The sequence below is a fragment of the Floccifex sp. genome (assembly GCF_051873555.1).
Classification (GTDB): domain Bacteria; phylum Bacillota_I; class Bacilli_A; order Erysipelotrichales; family Erysipelotrichaceae; genus Floccifex.
Window position 1 is genome coordinate 1 of record NZ_JBJEEY010000156.1, and the last position, 21807, is coordinate 21807.

Annotated in this window: 16 protein-coding genes; all 16 read right to left on the bottom strand. The window is 31.5% G+C overall.

Annotated features, from left to right (window positions below; translation table 11 throughout):
• Window positions 1-185 precede the first annotated feature (185 nt).
• Entirely contained in the window at window positions 186-380 is a 195-nt protein-coding gene (locus ACI32A_RS08750) for a PBECR4 domain-containing protein (protein ID WP_439754675.1), read from the bottom strand.
• Between the two features lie 353 nt (window positions 381-733).
• Window positions 734-1651: a dTDP-4-dehydrorhamnose reductase gene (gene rfbD / locus ACI32A_RS08755; RefSeq protein ID WP_439754676.1), complete on the bottom strand. Its 918-nt coding sequence runs from the start codon at window positions 1649-1651 to the stop codon at window positions 734-736.
• A 5-nt stretch (window positions 1652-1656) separates the two neighbouring features.
• Window positions 1657-2685 carry a dTDP-glucose 4,6-dehydratase gene (gene rfbB / locus ACI32A_RS08760; protein ID WP_439754677.1) on the bottom strand — a complete coding sequence of 343 codons (1029 nt, stop codon included), beginning with the start codon at window positions 2683-2685 and terminating at the stop codon, window positions 1657-1659.
• Window positions 2686-2688: 3 nt separating this feature from the next.
• Window positions 2689-3261 (bottom strand): dTDP-4-dehydrorhamnose 3,5-epimerase, encoded by a 573-nt coding sequence (rfbC, locus tag ACI32A_RS08765; protein WP_439754678.1) that lies wholly within the window; start codon window positions 3259-3261, stop codon window positions 2689-2691.
• 8 nt (window positions 3262-3269) lie between these two features.
• Window positions 3270-4148, bottom strand: a complete 879-nt coding sequence (gene rfbA / locus ACI32A_RS08770; protein ID WP_439754679.1) for a glucose-1-phosphate thymidylyltransferase RfbA — start codon at window positions 4146-4148, stop codon at window positions 3270-3272.
• A 60-nt stretch (window positions 4149-4208) separates the two neighbouring features.
• Complete coding sequence (locus ACI32A_RS08775; protein WP_439754680.1) at window positions 4209-5843, bottom strand: AAA family ATPase; 1635 nt, start codon at window positions 5841-5843, stop codon at window positions 4209-4211.
• 4 nt (window positions 5844-5847) lie between these two features.
• Window positions 5848-7485: an AAA family ATPase gene (locus ACI32A_RS08780; protein WP_439754681.1), complete on the bottom strand. Its 1638-nt coding sequence runs from the start codon at window positions 7483-7485 to the stop codon at window positions 5848-5850.
• Window positions 7486-7506: 21 nt separating this feature from the next.
• Complete coding sequence (locus ACI32A_RS08785; protein WP_439754682.1) at window positions 7507-8676, bottom strand: MerR family transcriptional regulator; 1170 nt, start codon at window positions 8674-8676, stop codon at window positions 7507-7509.
• Complete coding sequence (locus ACI32A_RS08790) at window positions 8651-9766, bottom strand: hypothetical protein (protein ID WP_439754683.1); 1116 nt, start codon at window positions 9764-9766, stop codon at window positions 8651-8653. The genes ACI32A_RS08785 and ACI32A_RS08790 overlap by 26 nt, the downstream gene beginning before the upstream one ends.
• Window positions 9767-11503: a sugar transferase gene (locus ACI32A_RS08795; protein WP_439754684.1), complete on the bottom strand. Its 1737-nt coding sequence runs from the start codon at window positions 11501-11503 to the stop codon at window positions 9767-9769.
• An 84-nt stretch (window positions 11504-11587) separates the two neighbouring features.
• A complete protein-coding gene (locus tag ACI32A_RS08800) occupies window positions 11588-13624 on the bottom strand; it encodes a Cna B-type domain-containing protein (protein ID WP_439754685.1) in 2037 nt (678 codons plus the stop codon).
• 202 nt (window positions 13625-13826) lie between these two features.
• Complete coding sequence (locus tag ACI32A_RS08805) at window positions 13827-16019, bottom strand: Cna B-type domain-containing protein (protein WP_439754686.1); 2193 nt, start codon at window positions 16017-16019, stop codon at window positions 13827-13829.
• Window positions 16020-16229: 210 nt separating this feature from the next.
• On the bottom strand, window positions 16230-18065 hold the full coding sequence (locus tag ACI32A_RS08810) for a polysaccharide biosynthesis protein (RefSeq protein ID WP_439754687.1): 1836 nt from the start codon (window positions 18063-18065) through the stop codon (window positions 16230-16232).
• Window positions 18066-18129: 64 nt separating this feature from the next.
• A complete protein-coding gene (locus tag ACI32A_RS08815; protein WP_439754688.1) occupies window positions 18130-18939 on the bottom strand; it encodes a radical SAM/SPASM domain-containing protein in 810 nt (269 codons plus the stop codon).
• Window positions 18940-18970: 31 nt separating this feature from the next.
• Window positions 18971-19447, bottom strand: a complete 477-nt coding sequence (locus tag ACI32A_RS08820; RefSeq protein WP_439754689.1) for a hypothetical protein — start codon at window positions 19445-19447, stop codon at window positions 18971-18973.
• A 343-nt stretch (window positions 19448-19790) separates the two neighbouring features.
• On the bottom strand, window positions 19791-21800 hold the full coding sequence (gene bilR / locus ACI32A_RS08825; protein WP_439754690.1) for a bilirubin reductase, long form: 2010 nt from the start codon (window positions 21798-21800) through the stop codon (window positions 19791-19793).
• Window positions 21801-21807 lie beyond the last annotated feature (7 nt).

Consider the following 21807-nt stretch of genomic DNA (forward strand, 5'->3'; position numbering starts at 1 on the left):
AGGTGGCTCAATTTTAAACTGATAAGGTGGCTCAATTTTGGATTGACAAATACATGAATATTTCATTTTTATTTTTGCACCAAATTTCTTCTTGCGTTAACATATTGTTTTTATCTTTTTGTTCATCTATAAAATCATAAATACTTATAAATGGAGGACAGCCATTTTTATTTGCTGACATTTCTTTATAAATAAAATCTTGTTCCAGAATAACGAAACAAACCATTTTGAGTTGCATATTTTGTACCAAGTAAATGAGATAAATTTTCTGGAGCTGTCTTTACAACAATAGATTCATTTTTGTTCGTAGTAAAAATGTAATAATAACCTAATATATTTTCGTTAAAATATTCATAATTTCTTCTAATAACAGTTTCCATATACAATACCTTAAAAAAAAATGAGCAAAAGCTCAAATTTTGATTGGAGATATTCTACTTTCAAATATCCAGGGACCCCATTATTTTTACCCCGGGGAACAGGGTGACGGGCCAATCACATCCGTTTCGTTTAAGCTTGGTCAGCTGGTTCTTATGTAAACAGAGATTACACTTATCTAGTTCAGCATACTCCTTTCGAAGTAAACCTACTAATCACTCCCTATCCAAGGATTAACGCACCCAGGCTTACGGAAGATTATGATAATTCACCTTCACTAATAATATACCACATTTTTCTAAAAACAAAAGAAAAAATTCGGCTATTCGTTATATGTTTTTTAGAACAATTAAGTTTAAGCTTTTTCAATTTCTTTTAAATATCTTGATAATGCATCTTGCCAAGTTGGTAAAGGCGTAAATCCATTTTTAATAAGTTTGGATTTATCTAAACGAGAATTAAATGGACGAGCTGCTTTTGATAATCCATATTCTTCTGTACTAACTGGAATCACTTTTGTATCATAACCAGCTTGTTTAAAAATTTCACACGCAAAGTCATACCAGGAAATATAGCCTCCTTCATTTGTGGCATGATAATAGCCATATTTGTCTGTTTCAATCATATCCACTAATAATCGAGCTAAGTCATAAGTATACGTTGGTGTTCCAATCTGGTCATTCACAACTCTTAATGTGTCATATTTTTTTCCAATATTTAACATAGTTTTAATGAAATTATTTCCATTTAATCCAAATACCCAGGCAATACGAACAATAAAATATTTATCCAAAATAGAAGAAACAGCTAATTCTCCTTCTAATTTCGTTTGTCCATAGACATTTAATGGCTTATAGTCTTTACAATCTGGCTGCCATGGCGTACTTCCCTGTCCATCAAAAACATAATCCGTGGACAAATATAAACACTTGCAATCCACTTTTTTTGCCGCTTTGGCCATATTTTTAGTTCCTGTGGCATTGACTAAACGAACTTTTTGTACTTTGTCATCATCTTCCGCTAAATCCACAGCCGTCCACGCTGCACAATGAATAATGGCATCGGGTTGAATGGATTCAATGGTTTCCATAACCGCTTTTTCATTGGTAATATCTAATGAAACATATTGTGCTTTTGTTACGGCACTACCATCTTGAATGCCACTATAGGTTTCATGGATATCACTTCCAATTCCAATATGCCCTCTTTTTTCTAATTCATTGATCACATCGTGGCCCAATTGACCACCGACTCCTGTCACAAATACTTTCATGAATTCTATGCTCTTCCTTTTTCTACATACATTTTGTCAAAATAATTTTGATATTCCCCAGAAATGATATTTTCCCACCATTCTTTATTGTCTAAATACCATTGAATAGTCATAGGAATACCTGTATCAAATGTGTATTTGGGTTTCCAGCCTAATTCTGTTTCTAATTTCGTTGGATCAATGGCATAGCGCATATCATGTCCTTTTCGATCCGATACAAAAGTAATTAAAGATTCTGGTTTATTTAAAGCACGTAAAACTGTTTTGACAACTTCTAAATTCGTTCTTTCATTGTGTCCACCTACATTATAGACTTCCCCTACACGACCATTTCTTACAATTAAGTCAATCGCAACACAATGATCATATACATGTAACCAGTCTCTGACATTTTCTCCAGTTCCATATACAGGAATGGTTTCATCATTTAATGCACGAGAAATAATTAATGGAATTAATTTTTCAGGGAAATGATATGGCCCATAGTTATTGGAACAACGAGAAATGGTTACAGGTAAACCATATGTTCGATGATACGCCAATACAAATAAATCGGCACTGGCTTTAGCCGAAGAATATGGTGAACTTGTATGCAATGGAGTATTTTCTGTAAAGAATAAATCTGGACGATCTAAAGGTAAATCTCCATACACTTCATCAGTAGAAACTTGATGATATCTTTGAATTCCATATTTTACACAAGCATCTAATAAAGTAGTGGTTCCCATCACATTTGTCTTCACAAAGATTTCTGGATCTTCAATACTTCGATCCACATGCGATTCCGCTGCAAAGTTTACAACAACATCAAATTTTTCTTTTTCAAATAAATCCATAATAAATGGACGATCAGCTATATCGCCTTTTATAAATTTATAATTTGGTTTATCTTCTACTGGTTTACAAGTTTCTAAGTTACCAGCATATGTTAATTTGTCTAAATTCACAATCATATCTTCTGGATATTTATTCACCATATAATGAACAAAATTCCCACCAATAAAACCAGCACCACCTGTTACTAAAATTTTCATATCTTATTCTCCTTCATATACAAATTGATTCTTTGAATTTTCTAAAGTTGGACCTTCTTTATCTTTTTGTGATAAAACCGGTTCAATTCCATTTAATAAAGTACCCCAGTCCACATGAACTGTTGGATCATCATAGCGCATACCACCTTCAGATTCTTTATTATAGACGTTATCGACTTTATAACGGAATTCTACATCATCACTCAATGTTAAAAAACCATGCGCAAAGCCTTGTGGAATAAAAAATTGACGATGATTTTCTGCACTTAATTCAACACTCACCCATTGAGCATAGGTAGGTGATCCTTTTCGAATATCCACAGCCACGTCAATGACTTTTCCTTTTGTACAGGAAACCAGTTTAGATTGAGCATACGGTGGATTTTGCCAATGCAATCCTCTTAATGTTCCTTTTTGCGCACTAAAAGACATATTATCCTGGACAAATTCTACACCAATACCTAATTTTTCATATTTTGGCTTGGAATATGTTTCTGTAAAATATCCTCTATGATCTCCAAACACATCCGTATCAATAATCAATACCCCAGGAATTTTTGTTTCTGTTACCTTCATCTTTTCACCTACTTAATATATTTACGATCAATAATTTTCTTTAAATATGCACCGTATTGATTCTTTTTATAAATTTCATATGTATCCACTAATTGTTCTTTAGAAATCCATCCATTTTCATACGCAATTTCTTCTAAACAAGCAATTTTACGATGTTGATGCTCTTCAATGGTTTTGACAAAATTTGTTGCATCGACTAAAGATTCATGTGTACCAGTATCTAACCAGGTAAATCCGTCGCCTAATAAAGTCACATTCAATTCATTGTTTTCTAAATAAATACGATTTAAATCGGTAATTTCTAATTCTCCACGTGCACTTGGTTTTAAATTCTTGGCATAGTCAACAACTTTATTGTCATAGAAATATAAACCCGTCACCGCATAATTGGATTTTGGTTGTTTTGGTTTTTCTTCTAAAGAAACAGCTTTACCATTTTCATCAAATTCAACCACACCAAAACGTTCTGGATCTTCTACATAATACCCAAATACAGTGGCTCCTTTTTCTTGACTGGCAGCCTGTCTTAATCGCTTTGTCAAACCATGTCCATGGAAAATGTTGTCACCTAAAATCATGGCACAACTATCGTTTCCAATAAAATCAGCTCCTAAAATAAAAGCCTGTGCCAATCCATCTGGACTTGGTTGTACAACATACGATAATTCCACACCAAATTGATGTCCGTCTCCTAATAATTCTTTAAATCGAGGTGTATCGTCGGGTGTTGAAATAATTAAAATATCTTTGATTCCTGCTTGCATTAAAATTGACATTGGATAATAAATCATTGGTTTGTCATAAATTGGAAGTAATTGTTTACTCGTAACTTTTGTTAATGGATATAAACGCGTACCACTTCCACCTGCTAAAATAATACCTTTCATAATGAAACTCCTTTACATGTATACTAATATTAAACCCTTACGTAACGTAAGGGTCAAGTTTTATTCACATAGTTTTATGATGCATTCTTTTTTAAAGAAAGAAATACCATATCCAATACAGTTTCTATAACCCTGTGCTTGAATACCTTCTCTATATTTCTTTTCTTTCATTTGATTTACAGCACTCTGTGCATCATCAAATAAATTTGCGGCACACTTAGAATGTTTACACTCCAAAACAATGGCTTTATCAAGTACAGTATTTGGATAAATACAAACATCAAATCGACCATTTCCTGATTCCTGATTGGATTTTACTTTCTGATTATTGAAAATGCCAATCAGAAATCCATGATAAAAAGATTCAGAATTATCATAATAACTGATACTTCTCATCAGAAGATCATTCATTAATGAAATAGCTTGTAATTCATTTCCATTTTTCAATGCCTGCAACAAAGGATGAATCCGTTGATTTTTATAATTGATAAAATAAGAATCAAAGGACTTAATATAAATTTCAAGAACTTCTTTATTCGGTATCTGTAATTGATACAAATCCCCATTTCTTCCAACCACTTTCAAATAGCCCGTAAACAATAGAAAACTATATATATTCTGTATATCATCCATTTCTCGATACGTTAATTCTTCTTTGATTGTCTTTTCAATACATTCATGATGAATCAGCTTTTCAAAGTCTTCATGAAGATTTCCATCGTCGGCCTGTATATATTGAACCACTATATCATTACTACTGGAATTGGCCCAGAAAGAAGTCGGAAGTGAATCAAAGTCCTGTTTTTTTGTCAGTACATATTTCAAAGTCGACCATGGATTATAGATTTCTGTTTTTCCAAAACGATAGCCATCATACCATTCCCTGACTTCATCAAAACAACAACTCAATTCATAGTCTTCTAACATCTTTTTGATTTCTTCTTCTTTGAATCCAAAACAATCTGAACAATAGGAATCCATCAAAGAATAGACATTAAAATTATTCATGCCTGTAAAAATACTTTCTCTGGCAATTCTTAGACAACCTGTCAGAATTCCTTTTTGCAGCGCTTCATTGGTTTTTAGAGAAGAACTGAATACAGTTCTTAAAAAGTTAACCATTTCATCGTAATACCCGTATTTATAAGCCGCCTGTAAAGGTACATCGTATTCATCTATTAATAGAATGACTTTCTTTTTATAGACTTTATAAATGCATTTTGAAATGTAATATAAACTCATTCCTAGTTCGTTAACATCAGCTTCTTCATCGTAAAATTTTAAAAGTCGATTTATTTCTTTTTGACTTATAACATCTGATTCAAGAAGTTCACTATACTGATCCATTATTTGAGAAATCAAACAGTTGAACAAAAATATCTGCTGATCCATTGTAGAAAAGCTCATATCTTTTAAAGTCAGGAAAAGAACGGGATACTGGTTTTGATGTTCTAAAGCTTTTTTATCCTGACTGACTTTTAGTCCATCAAATAGATATGCATTTTCTTTTTCTTTATCTGAAAAGAAATAATAGAGCATATTCATATTCAATGTCTTTCCAAAGCGTCTTGGCCGAGTAAACAATACCACTTTTTCATCGATTATATTGGAAATCAATTGTGTTTTATCAATATAATATGATTTTGTATCAATCATTTCTTTAAAGTTTTCAATTCCAATCGGTATTCGTTTCATTCTCTCACCTGCTTTCTTTTTCTGAATGACTTTGTATAATTATACATTGTTTTTGATAGAAAGAAATTCCATATCCAATCATATTTGGAAAACCATTTTCTTTCAATTCATTGTAGGAATTATTGTGTTTGCTGGCTTCTATTGCCGTTTCTATTAAATCCGAAGTCGAATGCGCTAATTCACATTGTACTGAAATTCCTTTTTCTTCTCTATGAACTGGAATCAATACAATTTCAAATTCATTTTCATTGATTATATTCGATTCTAAATAATATCTTTTCCATCTTAATAATTCCATCATGCAATCATAATAAAAATGAAAGATATCTTTTATAGATTTGAAAAGAATTTTATTTAATATTTGTATGCTTTGATTAACATCTTCTTTTATTAGAGCTTGCATAAAAGAATTCCGGTTTTCTCTTATCTGTTTTTGAAACCATTCTTCAAAACTATTTTTATAAATTTGTAAAACTTCTTTATTCGGAATCTGTAATTGATACAAATCCCTATTTCTTCCAACCACTTTCAAATAGCCCGTAAACAATAGAAAACTATATATATTCTGTATATCATCCATTTCTCGATACGTTAATTCTTCTTTGATTGTCTTTTCAATACATTCATGATGAATCAGCTTTTCAAAGTCTTCATGAAGATTTCCATCGTCGGCCTGTATATATTGAACCACTATATCATTACTACTGGAATTGGCCCAGAAAGAAGTCGGAAGTGAATCAAAGTCCTGTTTTTTTGTCAGTACATATTTCAAAGTCGACCATGGATTATAGATTTCTGTTTTTCCAAAACGATAGCCATCATACCATTCCCTGACTTCATCAAAACAACAACTCAATTCATAGTCTTCTAACATCTTTTTGATTTCTTCTTCTTTGAATCCAAAACAATCTGAACAATAGGAATCCATCAAAGAATAGACATTAAAATTATTCATGCCTGTAAAAATACTTTCTCTGGCAATTCTTAGACAACCTGTCAGAATTCCTTTTTGCAGCGCTTCATTGGTTTTTAGAGAAGAACTGAATACAGTTCTTAAAAAGTTAACCATTTCATCGTAATACCCGTATTTATAAGCCGCCTGTAAAGGTACATCGTATTCATCTATTAATAGAATGACTTTCTTTTTATAGACTTTATAAATGCATTTTGAAATGTAATATAAACTCATTCCTAGTTCGTTAACATCAGCTTCTTCATCGTAAAATTTTAAAAGTCGATTTATTTCTTTTTGACTTATAACATCTGATTCAAGAAGTTCACTATACTGATCCATTATTTGAGAAATCAAACAGTTGAACAAAAATATCTGCTGATCCATTGTAGAAAAGCTCATATCTTTTAAAGTCAGGAAAAGAACGGGATACTGGTTTTGATGTTCTAAAGCTTTTTTATCCTGACTGACTTTTAGTCCATCAAATAGATATGCATTTTCTTTTTCTTTATCTGAAAAGAAATAATAGAGCATATTCATATTCAATGTCTTTCCAAAGCGTCTTGGCCGAGTGAAAAATACCACTTTTTCATCGATTATATTAGAAATCAATTGTGTTTTATCTATATAATATGATTTTGTATCAATCATTTCTTTAAAGTCTTCAATTCCAATGGGTATACGTTTCATATTTTTATTATATCATGGTTTTTATTTCTTATTGCATTGAAACAAACATGCTTCTTTTGTGATTTGTATGCTTCCATTTTGTTTGATTTTTTCTTCAATAAATTGATAAAATTCATCGACTCTTTTTAATAATTTTTCATTTTGATTGCCATGACACGATAAAACATAATCCACTAAATGAGAGGCATTTGTGACAACTAAGGTATCGTTGTATTCAAAGCATTCAATATTATTAAAATAAGGTTCTAATAATTTTTTTCCGTTTTCTTTTCCAAATTGTTCATTTAAATTGGTTTTGGATAAATAAATGGAATCATCGAATTCATGTACAAGTTCTCCTATTTCTTTCATATGGTTTTTCGAATAAGTAGAACAATAAAAATATCCATTTGATTTTAAGACTCGATGTATTTCTTTTAAACCTTGATGAATGTCTTTTAAATAAAACAAGACATGATTGGCTATAACACAGTCAAAGAAATCTTTTTTAAAGGGAATGTTTTCACATGGAAAAACCATAAAACTAAAATCATCGCTTAATTGTTTCTTTATGTCTTCAATCATTCCATAGGAAGAATCTGATAAAAAGATTTGTCGATTTCTTAATTCAATGTTGTTGTTTTTCCATAATTGTCCATTTCCACAGCCTATTTCTAATAATGAATTAATTTTAGAAAATTGAATCTTGGAAAAAACCCAAGAAAACCAGTCAACTTTATTTTGGGAATATAATTCATGTAAGTTAATCCGTACTTTTAAGTTATTGGAATTTTTATAGGACTCAATCATTTCATCGTCTCTGGACAATAAATTCAAAACTTCAATCACTTTATTCCAGTTCATTCCCTGGTTTTGAATGGTATCCATTGTCAAGGTTAAAGATTCCTTAATACTGTTGTAGGTTTGGATTCGACTTTCAATTAAATCTCTTTGCATCTGCAAAGACTTTATAATATCTTCTTCTTTATTTTGATTGGATAAAAAAGAAACAATTTCTTCAATGGAAAAGCCTAGATTTCGCAATAAAACAATTTTCTGAAGTCGAAATAAATCTTGATTGCTGTATTGACGATAGCCGTTTTCACATACAAAAGAAGGCTTTAATAAGCCTACTTGATCGTAATATCGAATGGTTCTTTCACTTACATTTGCTAACTTGGCAAATTTACCGGTTGTATAATATTGTTTCATACATGTCATCCATTGTCTTTTTTAAAGAATTATAGGTAAAATACTTTTTATAGATGTCTAAACAATTTTGTCTTCTTTCCAATTGAAAAGAACTATTTTCTTCACATATACAATATGCCATGTGTTTATAATTCAAAGCATCTATATTCCATCCTAGATTGTATTGATCCACTAAAGAATATGTATCTCCTTGAATGGTATTGATCAAAGGAAGCCCGGCCCATAAATAATCCAGTGACTTCATGGTTAAGCCAACAACTACACTAGGTTTCATAATATTTAAGGCATAGTGACAATGATCAAATATTTCTTTTTTAGCCTTTGCATCATAGATTTCTTTATAATCTACAACATTGATTCCATTTTCTAAACAAGAAGAAATCAATTCTTTTTTATTTTCTCCGTTTCCAATTATATGTAAGCGAACTTTTTTATATAAAGAACATTCTTTTAAAAATTGAACAATAAATGGAATATCAATAATATGATTGATACTTCCCAAGTAACAAATCTCTAATGCTTCATTTAAAGCAACATGAGATGGAAGAGAATCTTCTTTTGTCCAGTAAAGTGTTTGACAATTAGAGTCTAATTTTAATTTTTCTTTAAATAAATCACATTCCGTAAAGACAAAATCGGCATTTTGAATATAGGAATCTCGCATATTTTTCCATAAAGTAAATGGAAAATGATTTTTAAAATGATGGATAGGCATAGTTTCTGGCCATAAATCCAATACATCAAAAATTAATTTCACATTGTTTTCTTTTTTATATTCACTCATAGTTTTGCATAAACTATTACAAGGAATCATGCAATGAATGACATCTGGACAAATGTCTTTCATTTTTTGCTTGGTTTTTTGGGCAAATTCATAGTGATTTTGTAAACGTTCAATGCTTAAATTTCTTTGATAGGAACAAACACGTATTGTGACATCGACTAAATCAGAAACGAGTTTTTCTTTTTTTCGATGCGAAAAAGAAGAAGATACAACAATGACTTCATTTCCTTTTTCTTCGTAATATTTTTTTATTGTTTTGACACGTTCAAAATACGTATCAAAAGCACATACAATCGCAACTTTCATTTACTTTCCTTCTGTTAACTGGATACTGGATTCAAAATCTACGACTTGATAATCCAATCCCGGATATATACTCAATGCTTTATCGTATACACAATTTCCAAATGCTTTATTGACTAATTTACCAACTTTTCCTGGTACTAGACTCGATAAAAATACACTTGGTTTTAATGTTTTAGATACAATGACTTTATGATTATGAACCTTGGCAACTTGTTTCATAATTTGTGTTGTACTAACGTATTCTTTATTTTGTGGAAAGAAAATTCCACCTTTTTGAACCAAAATAATTTGCGCAACTAGTTCACATAAATTATCGATATATAAAATCGATCTCTGGTTATCAAAATCCGGTAATATAAAACTCTTTTGAGCAAGCTTTGCCAGCAATGGATAATTTCCTTTGCTTCCTTTTCCATAAATCATTGGCGGACGAATTGTAACAACCTGGAATTGTTTATTCATCAATTCACGAATTTTCTTATCAGCTTGCCACTTGGAATCACCATAGAAATTCGTTGGAGAAGGTTTTGTGGTACGCGTAATATAAACTTTTTCTTTACATGAACTATTTTGTCCATAAACAATCATACTTGACATAAAAATAAATTGTTTAACTCCTTCATTTTTTGCTTTTTTTGCACATTCAAGTGCTAAATCACAATTAATGTCATAATATAATTTCTTTTCTTCTTCATTGATAGAATCTATATCAGCATGGGCAATACCGGCTACATGGAAAATGGTATCGTATTTTGAAAAGTCATAGTCTTTCCACTTTGGATTTTTCATATCCAGTGTATCAATTTCAAAATTTTCCTGATATTTTTTATAGGCATATTTTTCAAAAGATGTTCCAATATAAGAATCTTTACCAGTAATTAATACTTTTCTTTTCTTTTTAAAATTGACTTTAACTTCGTCTTTAAAACCAATTTGATCGTATTGACTTGATAAAGTTCCTGTTCCTCCTTCAACAACACCATCATGCGCTAAAACCGATGAAATTGTTTTAAAGAAACATTTAATATCCATACATAAACCTGAAATACTATTTTTTTGAAGAGCTCTTGTATATTCACCATCTAAGCTTGCTTTTACATCAATTTCCAGTTCATCTCTTCCATTGACTTGTGCCCAACCCGTTAAGCCTGGTTTGACATCATTGGCTGCATATAAATCTCTTTGCGCAATTAAGTCTTTTTGATTCCATAAAGCTGGACGAGGACCAACGGTTGTGATATTGCCTACAAAGATATCCCAGATTTGAGGAAGTTCATCCAATGAATATTTACGTAAGAATTTTCCAACACGTGTAATATATTGGTCTGGGTTTTCTAACATATGGGTTGGTACATCATGTGGTGTACTCATTTTCATGCTTCTAAATTTATGAAGCATAAAATAGGTTTTATTTTCGCCAACTCTTTTTTGTGTAAATAAAACAGGACCTGGGTCATCGACTACAATGGCTAAGGAAATCAATCCATAGACTGGTGCTAAAACAATTAATCCACCAAAGGATAAACAAACATCAATAGCTCGTTTTCCATATTTTTCATAGAATGTTTTTTCTTTTGTACTGATACGAGTACCTGCATTTTCATATTGTTGTTCTTTTAAATCTGGATCTTGTTCTTGTTTAGCACGGGAATGCTTGGCAAGAATAGATAAGCCAGTATATGCCGCCGTTAAAGACAATCCTGTTATAACGAGTGCTTTTTTTGTCTTTTTTTTCATACATTACCTCCAGGACATTTTTAAGTATTATACCACATAGAAAAAGCCTTGTGCATTCACACAAGGCATTTCATTCATGAAACATTATTTTCTTTTCTTATTTAAGAACAATAAACCAGTTCCACTTAACGTAAATAATAATAAATTTGTATAGAAAGAAGATTGAACACCTGTATTCGTAGTATTCTTCTTCTTTAAATCTTCTTTCTTTGTGATTTCATGTGTATTCGTGATTGTAAAATCATCTAATGCACTTCCTGTTACTTTAGATGTATAACCATCTGCTACATTAATTTCAACTACCGAATATTCAATCACATTTCCGTCTTCATCAAAAGCATGTAACGTAAAATCAATATCCCAGTCATTTCCTTCAGATAAAGTACATGTATCTCTTAGTTCACCATTTTGATACAATTCAAACTGGACTTTTTCTGGACGAATACCATCTTTATCATTTTGATCATTCCATACTTTTTGAACCGTAATATCTTTTTCTTCTGGTATATGTGTATTTGTGACAGTAAATCCACTTGTTACATTACCGGTTACTTCAGAAGTATAACCATTTAAAGCAGGTTCTTCTATTGTATATTCAATTGCTTTTCCATTAGAATTTTTTGGAAGATTTTCAAATGAACCTGACCAATCATTTTCTTCATTTAATTTAATTTTATCGTAATAATTACCATTGGCATATAAGTAAATATAAATGGATTTAGGACGAAGTCCATCTTGATTATTATTGTCATCCCACACTTTTGAGACAGTAACAGTTTCATATACTTCTGGTATATGTGTGTTTGTAATAATAAAACCATCATCCATTGAACCAGAATAAGACGTTGTATATTTCTCAGCTGCAGCACCTAAATTTATATTTTCTAGTACATGGTATCTTTTGTTTATATCCAAACCAGTAAAAGTATAAGTCCAATTATTTTCTTCACTTAATGTGATTTTACCTACATCAGTTTCATCATCCATTAAAATAACTTCGATTGATTCTGAGCGAATACCATCTTGATTATTTTTATCATCCCATACTTTTCTAACTGTGATGGAACGAGTTGGTGTTTGTTCAAAAGTATTTGTGATTTTAATAGTACTTCCGTCATAATCATAAGTTGGTTGATATCCTGTCACTTTTTTTTCATATACTGTATAATTAATCAAATTTGTACCAGAAGAATATTTAGGTAAATTTGTTAATGTTGTTGTCCATCCATTAGCTTCACTTAAAGTAATAGGAGAGCCATACTTTTGTCCGTCTGCATATAATTGGACAGAAATTTCATCAGGACGTGTATTGTTCGCATTGTTGTCATCGTTCCATATTTTTTGAATTGAACGATTTACAGTAAAGGATTCCGAAATATCGTTTGCGACTATATCAATATCGTATCCTGAATGATCTGGACAATTTGTTTTAAATTGGTTTAAAGTTGCTACTCCAAAATAATCCATAGAGAATGGAATACTAATTTTTTCTCCATTTTTCTTGGTACCTGTTAATGTACATGAAATTGTGATTGAATCTGTAGCTGGCGCTAATTGACTAATACTTGCACGCCATTCATTTTCAATTCCTTGTCCATATTTTCGAGTAAATGATACGGGTGTACCATTAAAAGTTCCTGAAACATTACTTGTATCTACACTAATTGTTTCACTTAAAATCGTTGTACCATTCACTTTTGATTCAATTGTTAAAGATGCAGCAATACGTACATCGATATGAGCGCCTGTACCTCCACCACTATTTCCATTTTGACCGTTTCCACTTTGACCATGGTATGTACTTGCAAATAATCCTGCAGATGCTGCTAGAATACTTGTATCTGCACTTGGTGTACCTGTTGATTCTGTTGTTTTCCCTTCTTTAGTGTCATCTTCAAGTTCTTCTTCTGATTCTGGATTAGTACCTTGATTTTGAGGATCTTGTGTACTTGGATCTTGTAATTGTTGTGTACTTGAATTCTGAGAATTTTGTTGTTCTGGTTCGTTTGTTGTAGTTTCAATTGTTGTTTCTTCAGTGGTTGCATAAATATTTATTGGAGCATTTCCTAATATCATGAAACAACAAGCAATCGAACATAATACTTTTCGAACTCTATTCATTTTTCTTTCTCCCTTCTTTTACTTCTGAATAGGATCTATCCTACTTTAATTATACATAAATGATTATTTATTACATGTGTTTTTTTATTTATGAGTGTTATTTTATTTATTTTTTTCTTATTTTTATTTGGTTTTGTAATTTTTGGCACATTTAATGTAAATAAAAAACCGAGATTTTTGGTCTCGGTTTAGTGATTAAAGACTATTTTCTTTTCTTATTTAATACAATTAATGCGGCACCACTTAAAGCCAATAAAGAAACATTTGCAGTCAATGAAGAAGTTATACCTGTATTTGTGTTATTTTTCTTTGGGTTTTCTTTCTTTGTTTCTTCTTTTACTTTATGTGTATTTGTGATTGTAAATCCATCTACACTTGAAGTATATCCATCGACTTCTTCTTCCTTTACTGTATATTCAATTTCTTCTCCATCACTGTATTTGTATAAACCTTCTAAAGTTGCTGTCCAATTGTCTTCTTCTGTTAAAGTTAAATCCATTACTTTATCGCCATTTGCCAACAAATAAATAGTAATTTCATCTGGTCTTATTCCATCTTTATTATCTTTGTCATTCCATTTTTTCGTAATTGTGATTGGATCTAATACTTCTGGTTCATGAATATTAACTAAATCATAGTCTTCTTTCATGACTGCTTTATATCCTTTGACATCATCTGTTACAGAATAAACAATTTCTGTTCCTTTTTCGTATACAGGAACATTTGTAAATGAATACGTCCATTGTGTTTTTTCACTTACTTTTTGTGAGTCTACAACTTTTCCATTGGCTAATAATTGAACCACAACTTCGTCTGGACGAATTCCATCACGGTCATCGTCATCGTCCCAATATTTTGTTCCATAAATAGTAGTAACTTCTGGTTCATGTGTATTTGTGATCACAAATCCGGATTTAAAATCACCTTTAATTTCAGAAGTATAATCTTCTTCCATATTAATTTCTTCAATTTTATATTGAATTTCTTGTCCATTTTCATTTTTAGCTAAATTTGTGAAAGCACCTTGCCAATCATTGTCTTTGTTTAATACAAGCTGATCTACAACTTTTTCACCATTCTTTAAGATAACTGTAATAGAATCAGGACGAATTCCATCTTGGTCATCGTTATCTTTCCATTCTTTTTTGACTGTGATTTTTTCAATGGTTGCTGGTGTATGTGAATTTTTGATAGTAAATCCATTATCTACATTACCAGTTACTTCAGTTGAATAACCATTAATTTTTGTATTTTCGACTACAGTATATGTGATTTCATTTCCGTTACTATATTTTTCTAAATTTGTAAATGAATCTGTCCATTGATTTGCTTTTTTTAAAGTTAATTTGTTACCAGTAGCAACACCATTCGCATATAGCTCTATTTCAACTTCCTGTCGAAGCCCATCCTGATCATTTTTATCATCCCATACTTTCGAAACTGTAATCGATCTCTTTTCTGTTTCTTGTACTGTATTTGTAATTGTGATATTTTCTCCGTTATATGTATAAGTTGGTGTATATCCTTCTACATTGAATTCTACAACTGTATATACAATTTCATTTGTTCCTGAAGAATATTTAGGTAAACCTGTTAATTCTGCCTTCCATCCATTGGCTGCATTTAAAGTAATTGGAGATCCATAATTTTGGTTATCGGCTTTTAATTGCACTTGTACACTACTTGGAATGCTGCTACTTGGATTGTTTGTTGTATCCCATACTTTTTGGATGGTACGATTCACTGTAAAGGATTCTGAAATTTCTTGAGCATTTATATCAATGTCATATCCAGAATGTCCTGGGCATGCTTGAATAAAGGCATTTAATACACTTGATTCTGTATATGTAGCCGAATAATTGACACTAACAACAGAACCATCTGCTCGTTTTCCACTTAATAAACAATTAATCACAACCACATCGCTTGCTGGATTTAAACTTAAATTGTTACAACGCCATTCATTTTCTTTCCCTGTTCCTGTTTTTCGATAGAAAGATAAACTCTTGCCATTTAATGTTCCACTTACATTTGAAGTCGTGATTTGAATTGTTTCTGTATTCAATACTTCTCCATTGACTTTCGTTGTCAATGTTAACGTCCCATCTACACGAACATCAATGTGATTGTAACTCGATGGTTTTGGATCACTTCCAGGTCTTCCCTTATCAAAAGTACTAATACCAGCCATCATAGCTGCAGCAACTCCTGCATCTGTACTTTTTGTTTGTGAAGAATCAGATGATTGATTTTCATCCATTTGATTTTGATCTGGATCTTGTTGTTCGATTTCAAGAGTTGGATCTTCTTCAATTGCATAGATATTTAATGGTGTATTTGAAAATACCATGAAACAACAAGCAATTGAACATAATAATTTTCGAATTCTATTCATAATTCTCTCTCCTTTCAATTAAGTTGTGAATAATTCACTACTTATTGTAACGAATAGACATTTTACAATTATTATTATACATAATTGTATGTTTATTACATAGTATTTATCTTTTATTACATTTATTAAATACCTAAAAGGGTAATTATTAATTTATTATTGTCATTTTTTACGCATTTTTTGACAATAAAAAAGGTGACACTGTCACCTCTATAGAATGGCTTTCATTAATACATCTTTTATTTCATGAATATTATCACTATGATTGACAATATCTTCTAATTCAAATAATTTCTGATCAATTTCTTCTTGAGAGATATCCATACTCTCATGAACAAAAATTAAGTTATTATCCGTTTTATGGCATTTTTCAATTTCAAGAGCCAATTCCTCAAACATCTTTTCTCCAGGACGCAAACCAATTTCCTGTATTTCAATATCTTTATATGGAACCTTTCCCGCTAATCGAATCATTTTTTCAGCTAAATCCAAAATCTTAACGGGTTTACCCATATCCAATACAAAAATTTCTCGATTCTTAGCATAGTATCCAGCTTGTAATACCAATTGAGCTGCTTCAGGAATGGTCATAAAATAACGTTGAATATTATAATCCGTAACCGTAACCGGTCCTCCTTGTTTGATTTGTTCCTTGAAAATCGGAATGACAGAACCATTGGAACCTAATACATTTCCAAAACGAACCGCTGCCATTTTAATATCTGAATGACTCTTTCTGGACTGTAAAATCAGTTCTGTCATTCGTTTAGTAGCACCCATGACATTGGTTGGATTAACAGCTTTATCCGTTGAAATCATAATAAAACGCTTTACACCACAGTCCATACATGCATCAATCACATTTTTCGTTCCAAATACATTATTTCGAATGGCTTCCATCGGACGATCTTCCATCAAAGGAACGTGTTTATGTGCAGCAGCATGATAAAGAACTTCGGGTTGATATTCCTTTAATATTTTATAAATATCATTTCGTTCTCGAATCGAAACAATTAAAGAAACGAGTTCAATGTTTTCATCCATCAAATGATTTCTTTGATTTCGAAGAAATTCCTGTTTCAACATATATAAACTATTTTCATTGATATCAATCATTAATAAACGCTTTGGCTTGAATTTCACTATTTGTCGACACAATTCCGATCCAATAGAACCCCCGGCTCCTGTTACACAAACCACTTTCTGATGTAAATACGAACCAATTTCTTCTGTTTTTAGATCAACAGATTGTCGATTTAATAAATCTTCTATGGAAATATCATCGACACTGACTTCGTTTTCATTTTCCAAAGAAAAACGCATAATTTTTGTATTACAGCTTGTATTAGCACATAATTCAATAATTCTTTGTTTCTGTTCATCTGTGGCATTGGTAATGGAAATAAATAATTGTTTGACATCATATTTATCTACAATGGCTTGAACCTCATCAATGGTTCCTAATACCTTTTTTCCACTGATAATGGTTCCCCTGGCTTTGAAATCATCTAAAAAACCAACTACATGATATGGATACTTGTTGTTTCGATAAATTTCATTCAACATCAAATATCCACCATTACCAGCACCTATAATTAAAGCCTTATTTGTTCGATCAATATTTTCCATATAAGAATGCAAATAACGATACAATAAACGAATTCCCATTTGTAAAACAAAAGTCATACATTCTGCACTGACAAATGTTTGAACACGAAATAAATGCATTTTATGGGAGAAAAAAGCCATAATCACAACACAAAATAAAAAACCATAGAAATTTCGGACAATATCTCTTGGTCCTGTATATGTCCATAAAGACTTGTGTTGTTTAAACAACAATTCAGCCACCAAATGCAAAAGAAGCATGAAAATCATTCCTAAAAGAATGAATTTTGTGAAATGGAGATATCCTCCATTAAAGAAAAAACTATTTCCTGCAAAAAATACCAAAATATAGGAAAACAAAGTAATGATTAAATCAATAATCACAATTAAAGCGCCTCTATATTTTCGATACAATTGCGTTTGATATACACTATCCATATAATCACCAACAAAGCTATTATAGCTAAATTATCTTTGATATGCAAAAAAAGAAAACTTTGCCCTAAAATCGATTGCGATATGTACAATTTTGACACAAAGATTCTATACATTTATTTTGATTAAATCCCTGAATAATTGTTTGATATCGATTGGATTCTAAAATCGATTGTAAAGATTTTTCAAATACATTTCCCAAATTAATTTTTCCATGTCCATCTAAACAACAAATACTCACTTGACCATGGCTTAAAATGGCACACATTGATTTTGCCCCTAAACAAGTACCATGTTTTTTTTCATTATTGGCTTGATTGGGCCATTCAAAAGAAGTCGCAAAAGACACAAATACATTGTCTTTAATTTTATATGAATTATTTTGTTTCATTGCCTGAAATTCATATTGACTTTGAAGATATTCCAAACAACGTTTTGTTTTTTCTTTACATTGATCTTGAATCCAGAAACGCAAATCAATATAGAAACAAGAACTATATATATCAATAAAATATTGAATTTGTTTCATATAGATTTCCCAATCCATTTTTTGTTCATCAATTGAATGAATGGAAATAGATACTTTTCGAATCGAAGAATGATGAAAATCAAAAAAAGGCAATAAAAAACCATTGCTGACTAATTGAACCTTCATTTCATATTGATCACAAATCTGTAAAATCTGTTCAAATTTCGAATGACAAAGAGGTTCCCCTTGCACATGTAAATAAATAAAAGACGTCAAAGGCTTAACTTGCTGAATCACATGTTCAAATTCATCCAAAGACATTTCTTTTATTTTTCGATTATGAAAATCACAAAAAGAACATCTCAAATTACATACATTTGTGATTTCAATATATACTCTTTTAATCATAAAAATATTGTAAAAGAAAAGGCGATAAAAATCACCTGTAACTTTCTTTATACCACGTTTTAAATGAAGGATCATCTGGTTTTAAAGTCGGAATAATATCTTCATGATAATAAGACATTAAACCACGTTTTCCTACATCAAATGGATCCAGTAAATCCAATGCTTTGCATAAATGCAGCAACTGCAATTCCACTTCTCGATTCTGTGTCCATTGTGTTCCATCATATTTTAAAATCGAATGATCCAATATCAAATATTTATGTTTATGAACATCTCGTAGCTGCCCCATTAAATACATAATATTTTTACGCTCTTTATTAATCTTGTTTTTATCAAACTGAAGACGATCCACGACATTAAAATAATTTGGCTTTGCCATTAAAGTTGATGGCTCAAAATCAGTTGTTGTAGTCGTTGGTAAACAACGATTATATAAAGAAACGACATTTTTTTCATTTAAATCTAAGGGCTCAAAACTTCCCTTTTTAAAAATACTCGTAAAAATCATGTGCCTGGTACCTCTCTTTTGTACATTATAACACAATATGTAAGCCTTTACACAAATAAAAAGACGAACCAACAATTTTTTTATCAGTTCGTCTATTTATGATCCGAATAAATCTGCTGTGTCCATTGGCATCAATCCCTCTTTCTATCACAAATCTAAATTTTTCGGAGGATTCATTTGCACAATTCCTTATTCATTATTGTTTCAGAGAGCTTCTATAAGGACTTGTACAAGAACTAATGGCTTTAGTTCTTTTGTGATTTCATTATAACAACAATTTCTTCTACATAAACAAAACTGTCTTATTTGGTAATAAAAATGGAAAAGAGTGTCAAAGACACTCTTAAATTTCATTGGCACAATGATAAGCACTTCGAATGGCACTGGCAATATCAGCTGTACGCTCTCCTGCACAATCCCCTGCAAAATGAATTGGAATTTGAATACCTGTTGTATCAAAATTATTTTTCTTAGATCCAACTGCCATTACAATCACATCACATGGAATTTGAACTGGATCTGGATTATTCGCTAAAATTGTTTTTCCATCTTCTGAAATTCCACAAACTTTTGTATTCACATATTCTTTTACATTATGTTCTTTAAAATCTTTTTGAATCAAAGGTAAAATCGTTCCTGATTCTTGTGCTGCGATTTTATCTGTCATTTCAATAATGGAAACATCACAACCTTTTTGAGCTAAATACTCAGCTGTTTCCGTTCCAACCAATCCACCACCAATAACTGCCACTTTACCTTGTACATCCACTTTTCCATTCAATACATCCCAGCTCGATACAACATTTGAAGTATTTCCTTCAATATTTAACATAAAGTCTTGTGCTCCAATGGCCACAATGACTTCATCAAAAGAATTGATTGTTTCTACACTTGGTTTTGTATTGTATTGAATATCCACCATGTCTGGTAAAATCTTTTCATAATATTTAATCGAACGAAGAATTTCCATTTTTCTAGGAGGAATGGCAGCTAAATTAATTTGACCACCTAAACGATTGCTTGCCTCAAATAAAGTGACTTTATGATTTCGTTTAGCACAAACACGAGCTGCTTCACATCCAGCAATTCCACCACCAATAATGCAAATATTTTTTGGTGTTTCATTTGGCTTGATAAAAATTGTTTCTTCATCTCCATTTTCTGCATTTAAAACACAAGAAATATATTTACGATTCTGAATCGCATCGACACATCCCTTATTACAATTCAAACACTCACGAATTGGTTCATTTCTTTCAATCTTTAAAGCAATATCTGGATCCGTTAATAACGAACGACCATAACTAATGATATCTGCATCACCGTCTTCTAGAATCTTTTCACCTGCTTCAACGGAAATCACACGACCAACTGTTGAAACCGGAATAGAAACTAATTCTTTAACTTTACGAGCAATTGGAAGTGTCCAGTTATAGGCAATGGAACCCATTGGAGGAATCGTATCTCCCATATTTCCAGTATGATTGGCTTGTGCTACCTGAATCATATCGACACCTGCTTTTTCCAGTAATTGTGCAAAAATCAAAGCCTCTTCTTCAATTAAGCCACCTTTTCCACGATATGAGCCGTCTTCATTTACAGTAACAATTGGAAGTTTATATTCAATCATCATTTCTGGTGCTGCTTCTTTAATAGCTTGCACCACTTCTAAAGCGTAGCGAACACGATTTTCAAGGGATCCACCATATTCATCGTTTCGATGATTCAATAAAGTCGAGCACAAAGAACCTAACAAACGATCGCCATGCACTTCGATGGCATCCACACCCGCTTGCTGGGCGCGTTTCGCACTGGCAGCAATGGCTTCTTTGATTTGATTCAATTGTTCATGACTACATTCACTGACAAAAAATTTCATATCATGGTGTAATTTCGCATACGCATCTTTTGTCAATTTCTGACTTTCTTCCATTTTCTTTGAAAAAGCCTCCATATCACCAGCCGCTTTTAATTTCTGCGCTTCCATACCTGCCATACGCGCCTGCATAATCATTTTTCCAACACCTGGAACATCATATTCAGGATGGAATAACTGTAAAGCCAGTTTACAATCGTATTCATGCATCGCATCGGCTAATTTCTTAAACGTAGGAATTTGTCGATCATCAAATAATTTTGGGGTTGGACTTGCGGTATTGACAGGTGCCACATCCCCAATCACAACATAAGCCGCTCCCCCTTTGGCTAATCTTTGATAAAAACTAAAACTACGAGGACCAATAGATCCATCTCTTTGCTCGTATCCCGTTGTTAGAGGGGGAAACATAATTCGATTTTTTAAAGTTAAATTCCCAACTTGAATGGGCTGTAATAATTTCGATTCTTTTGCCATATTTTCT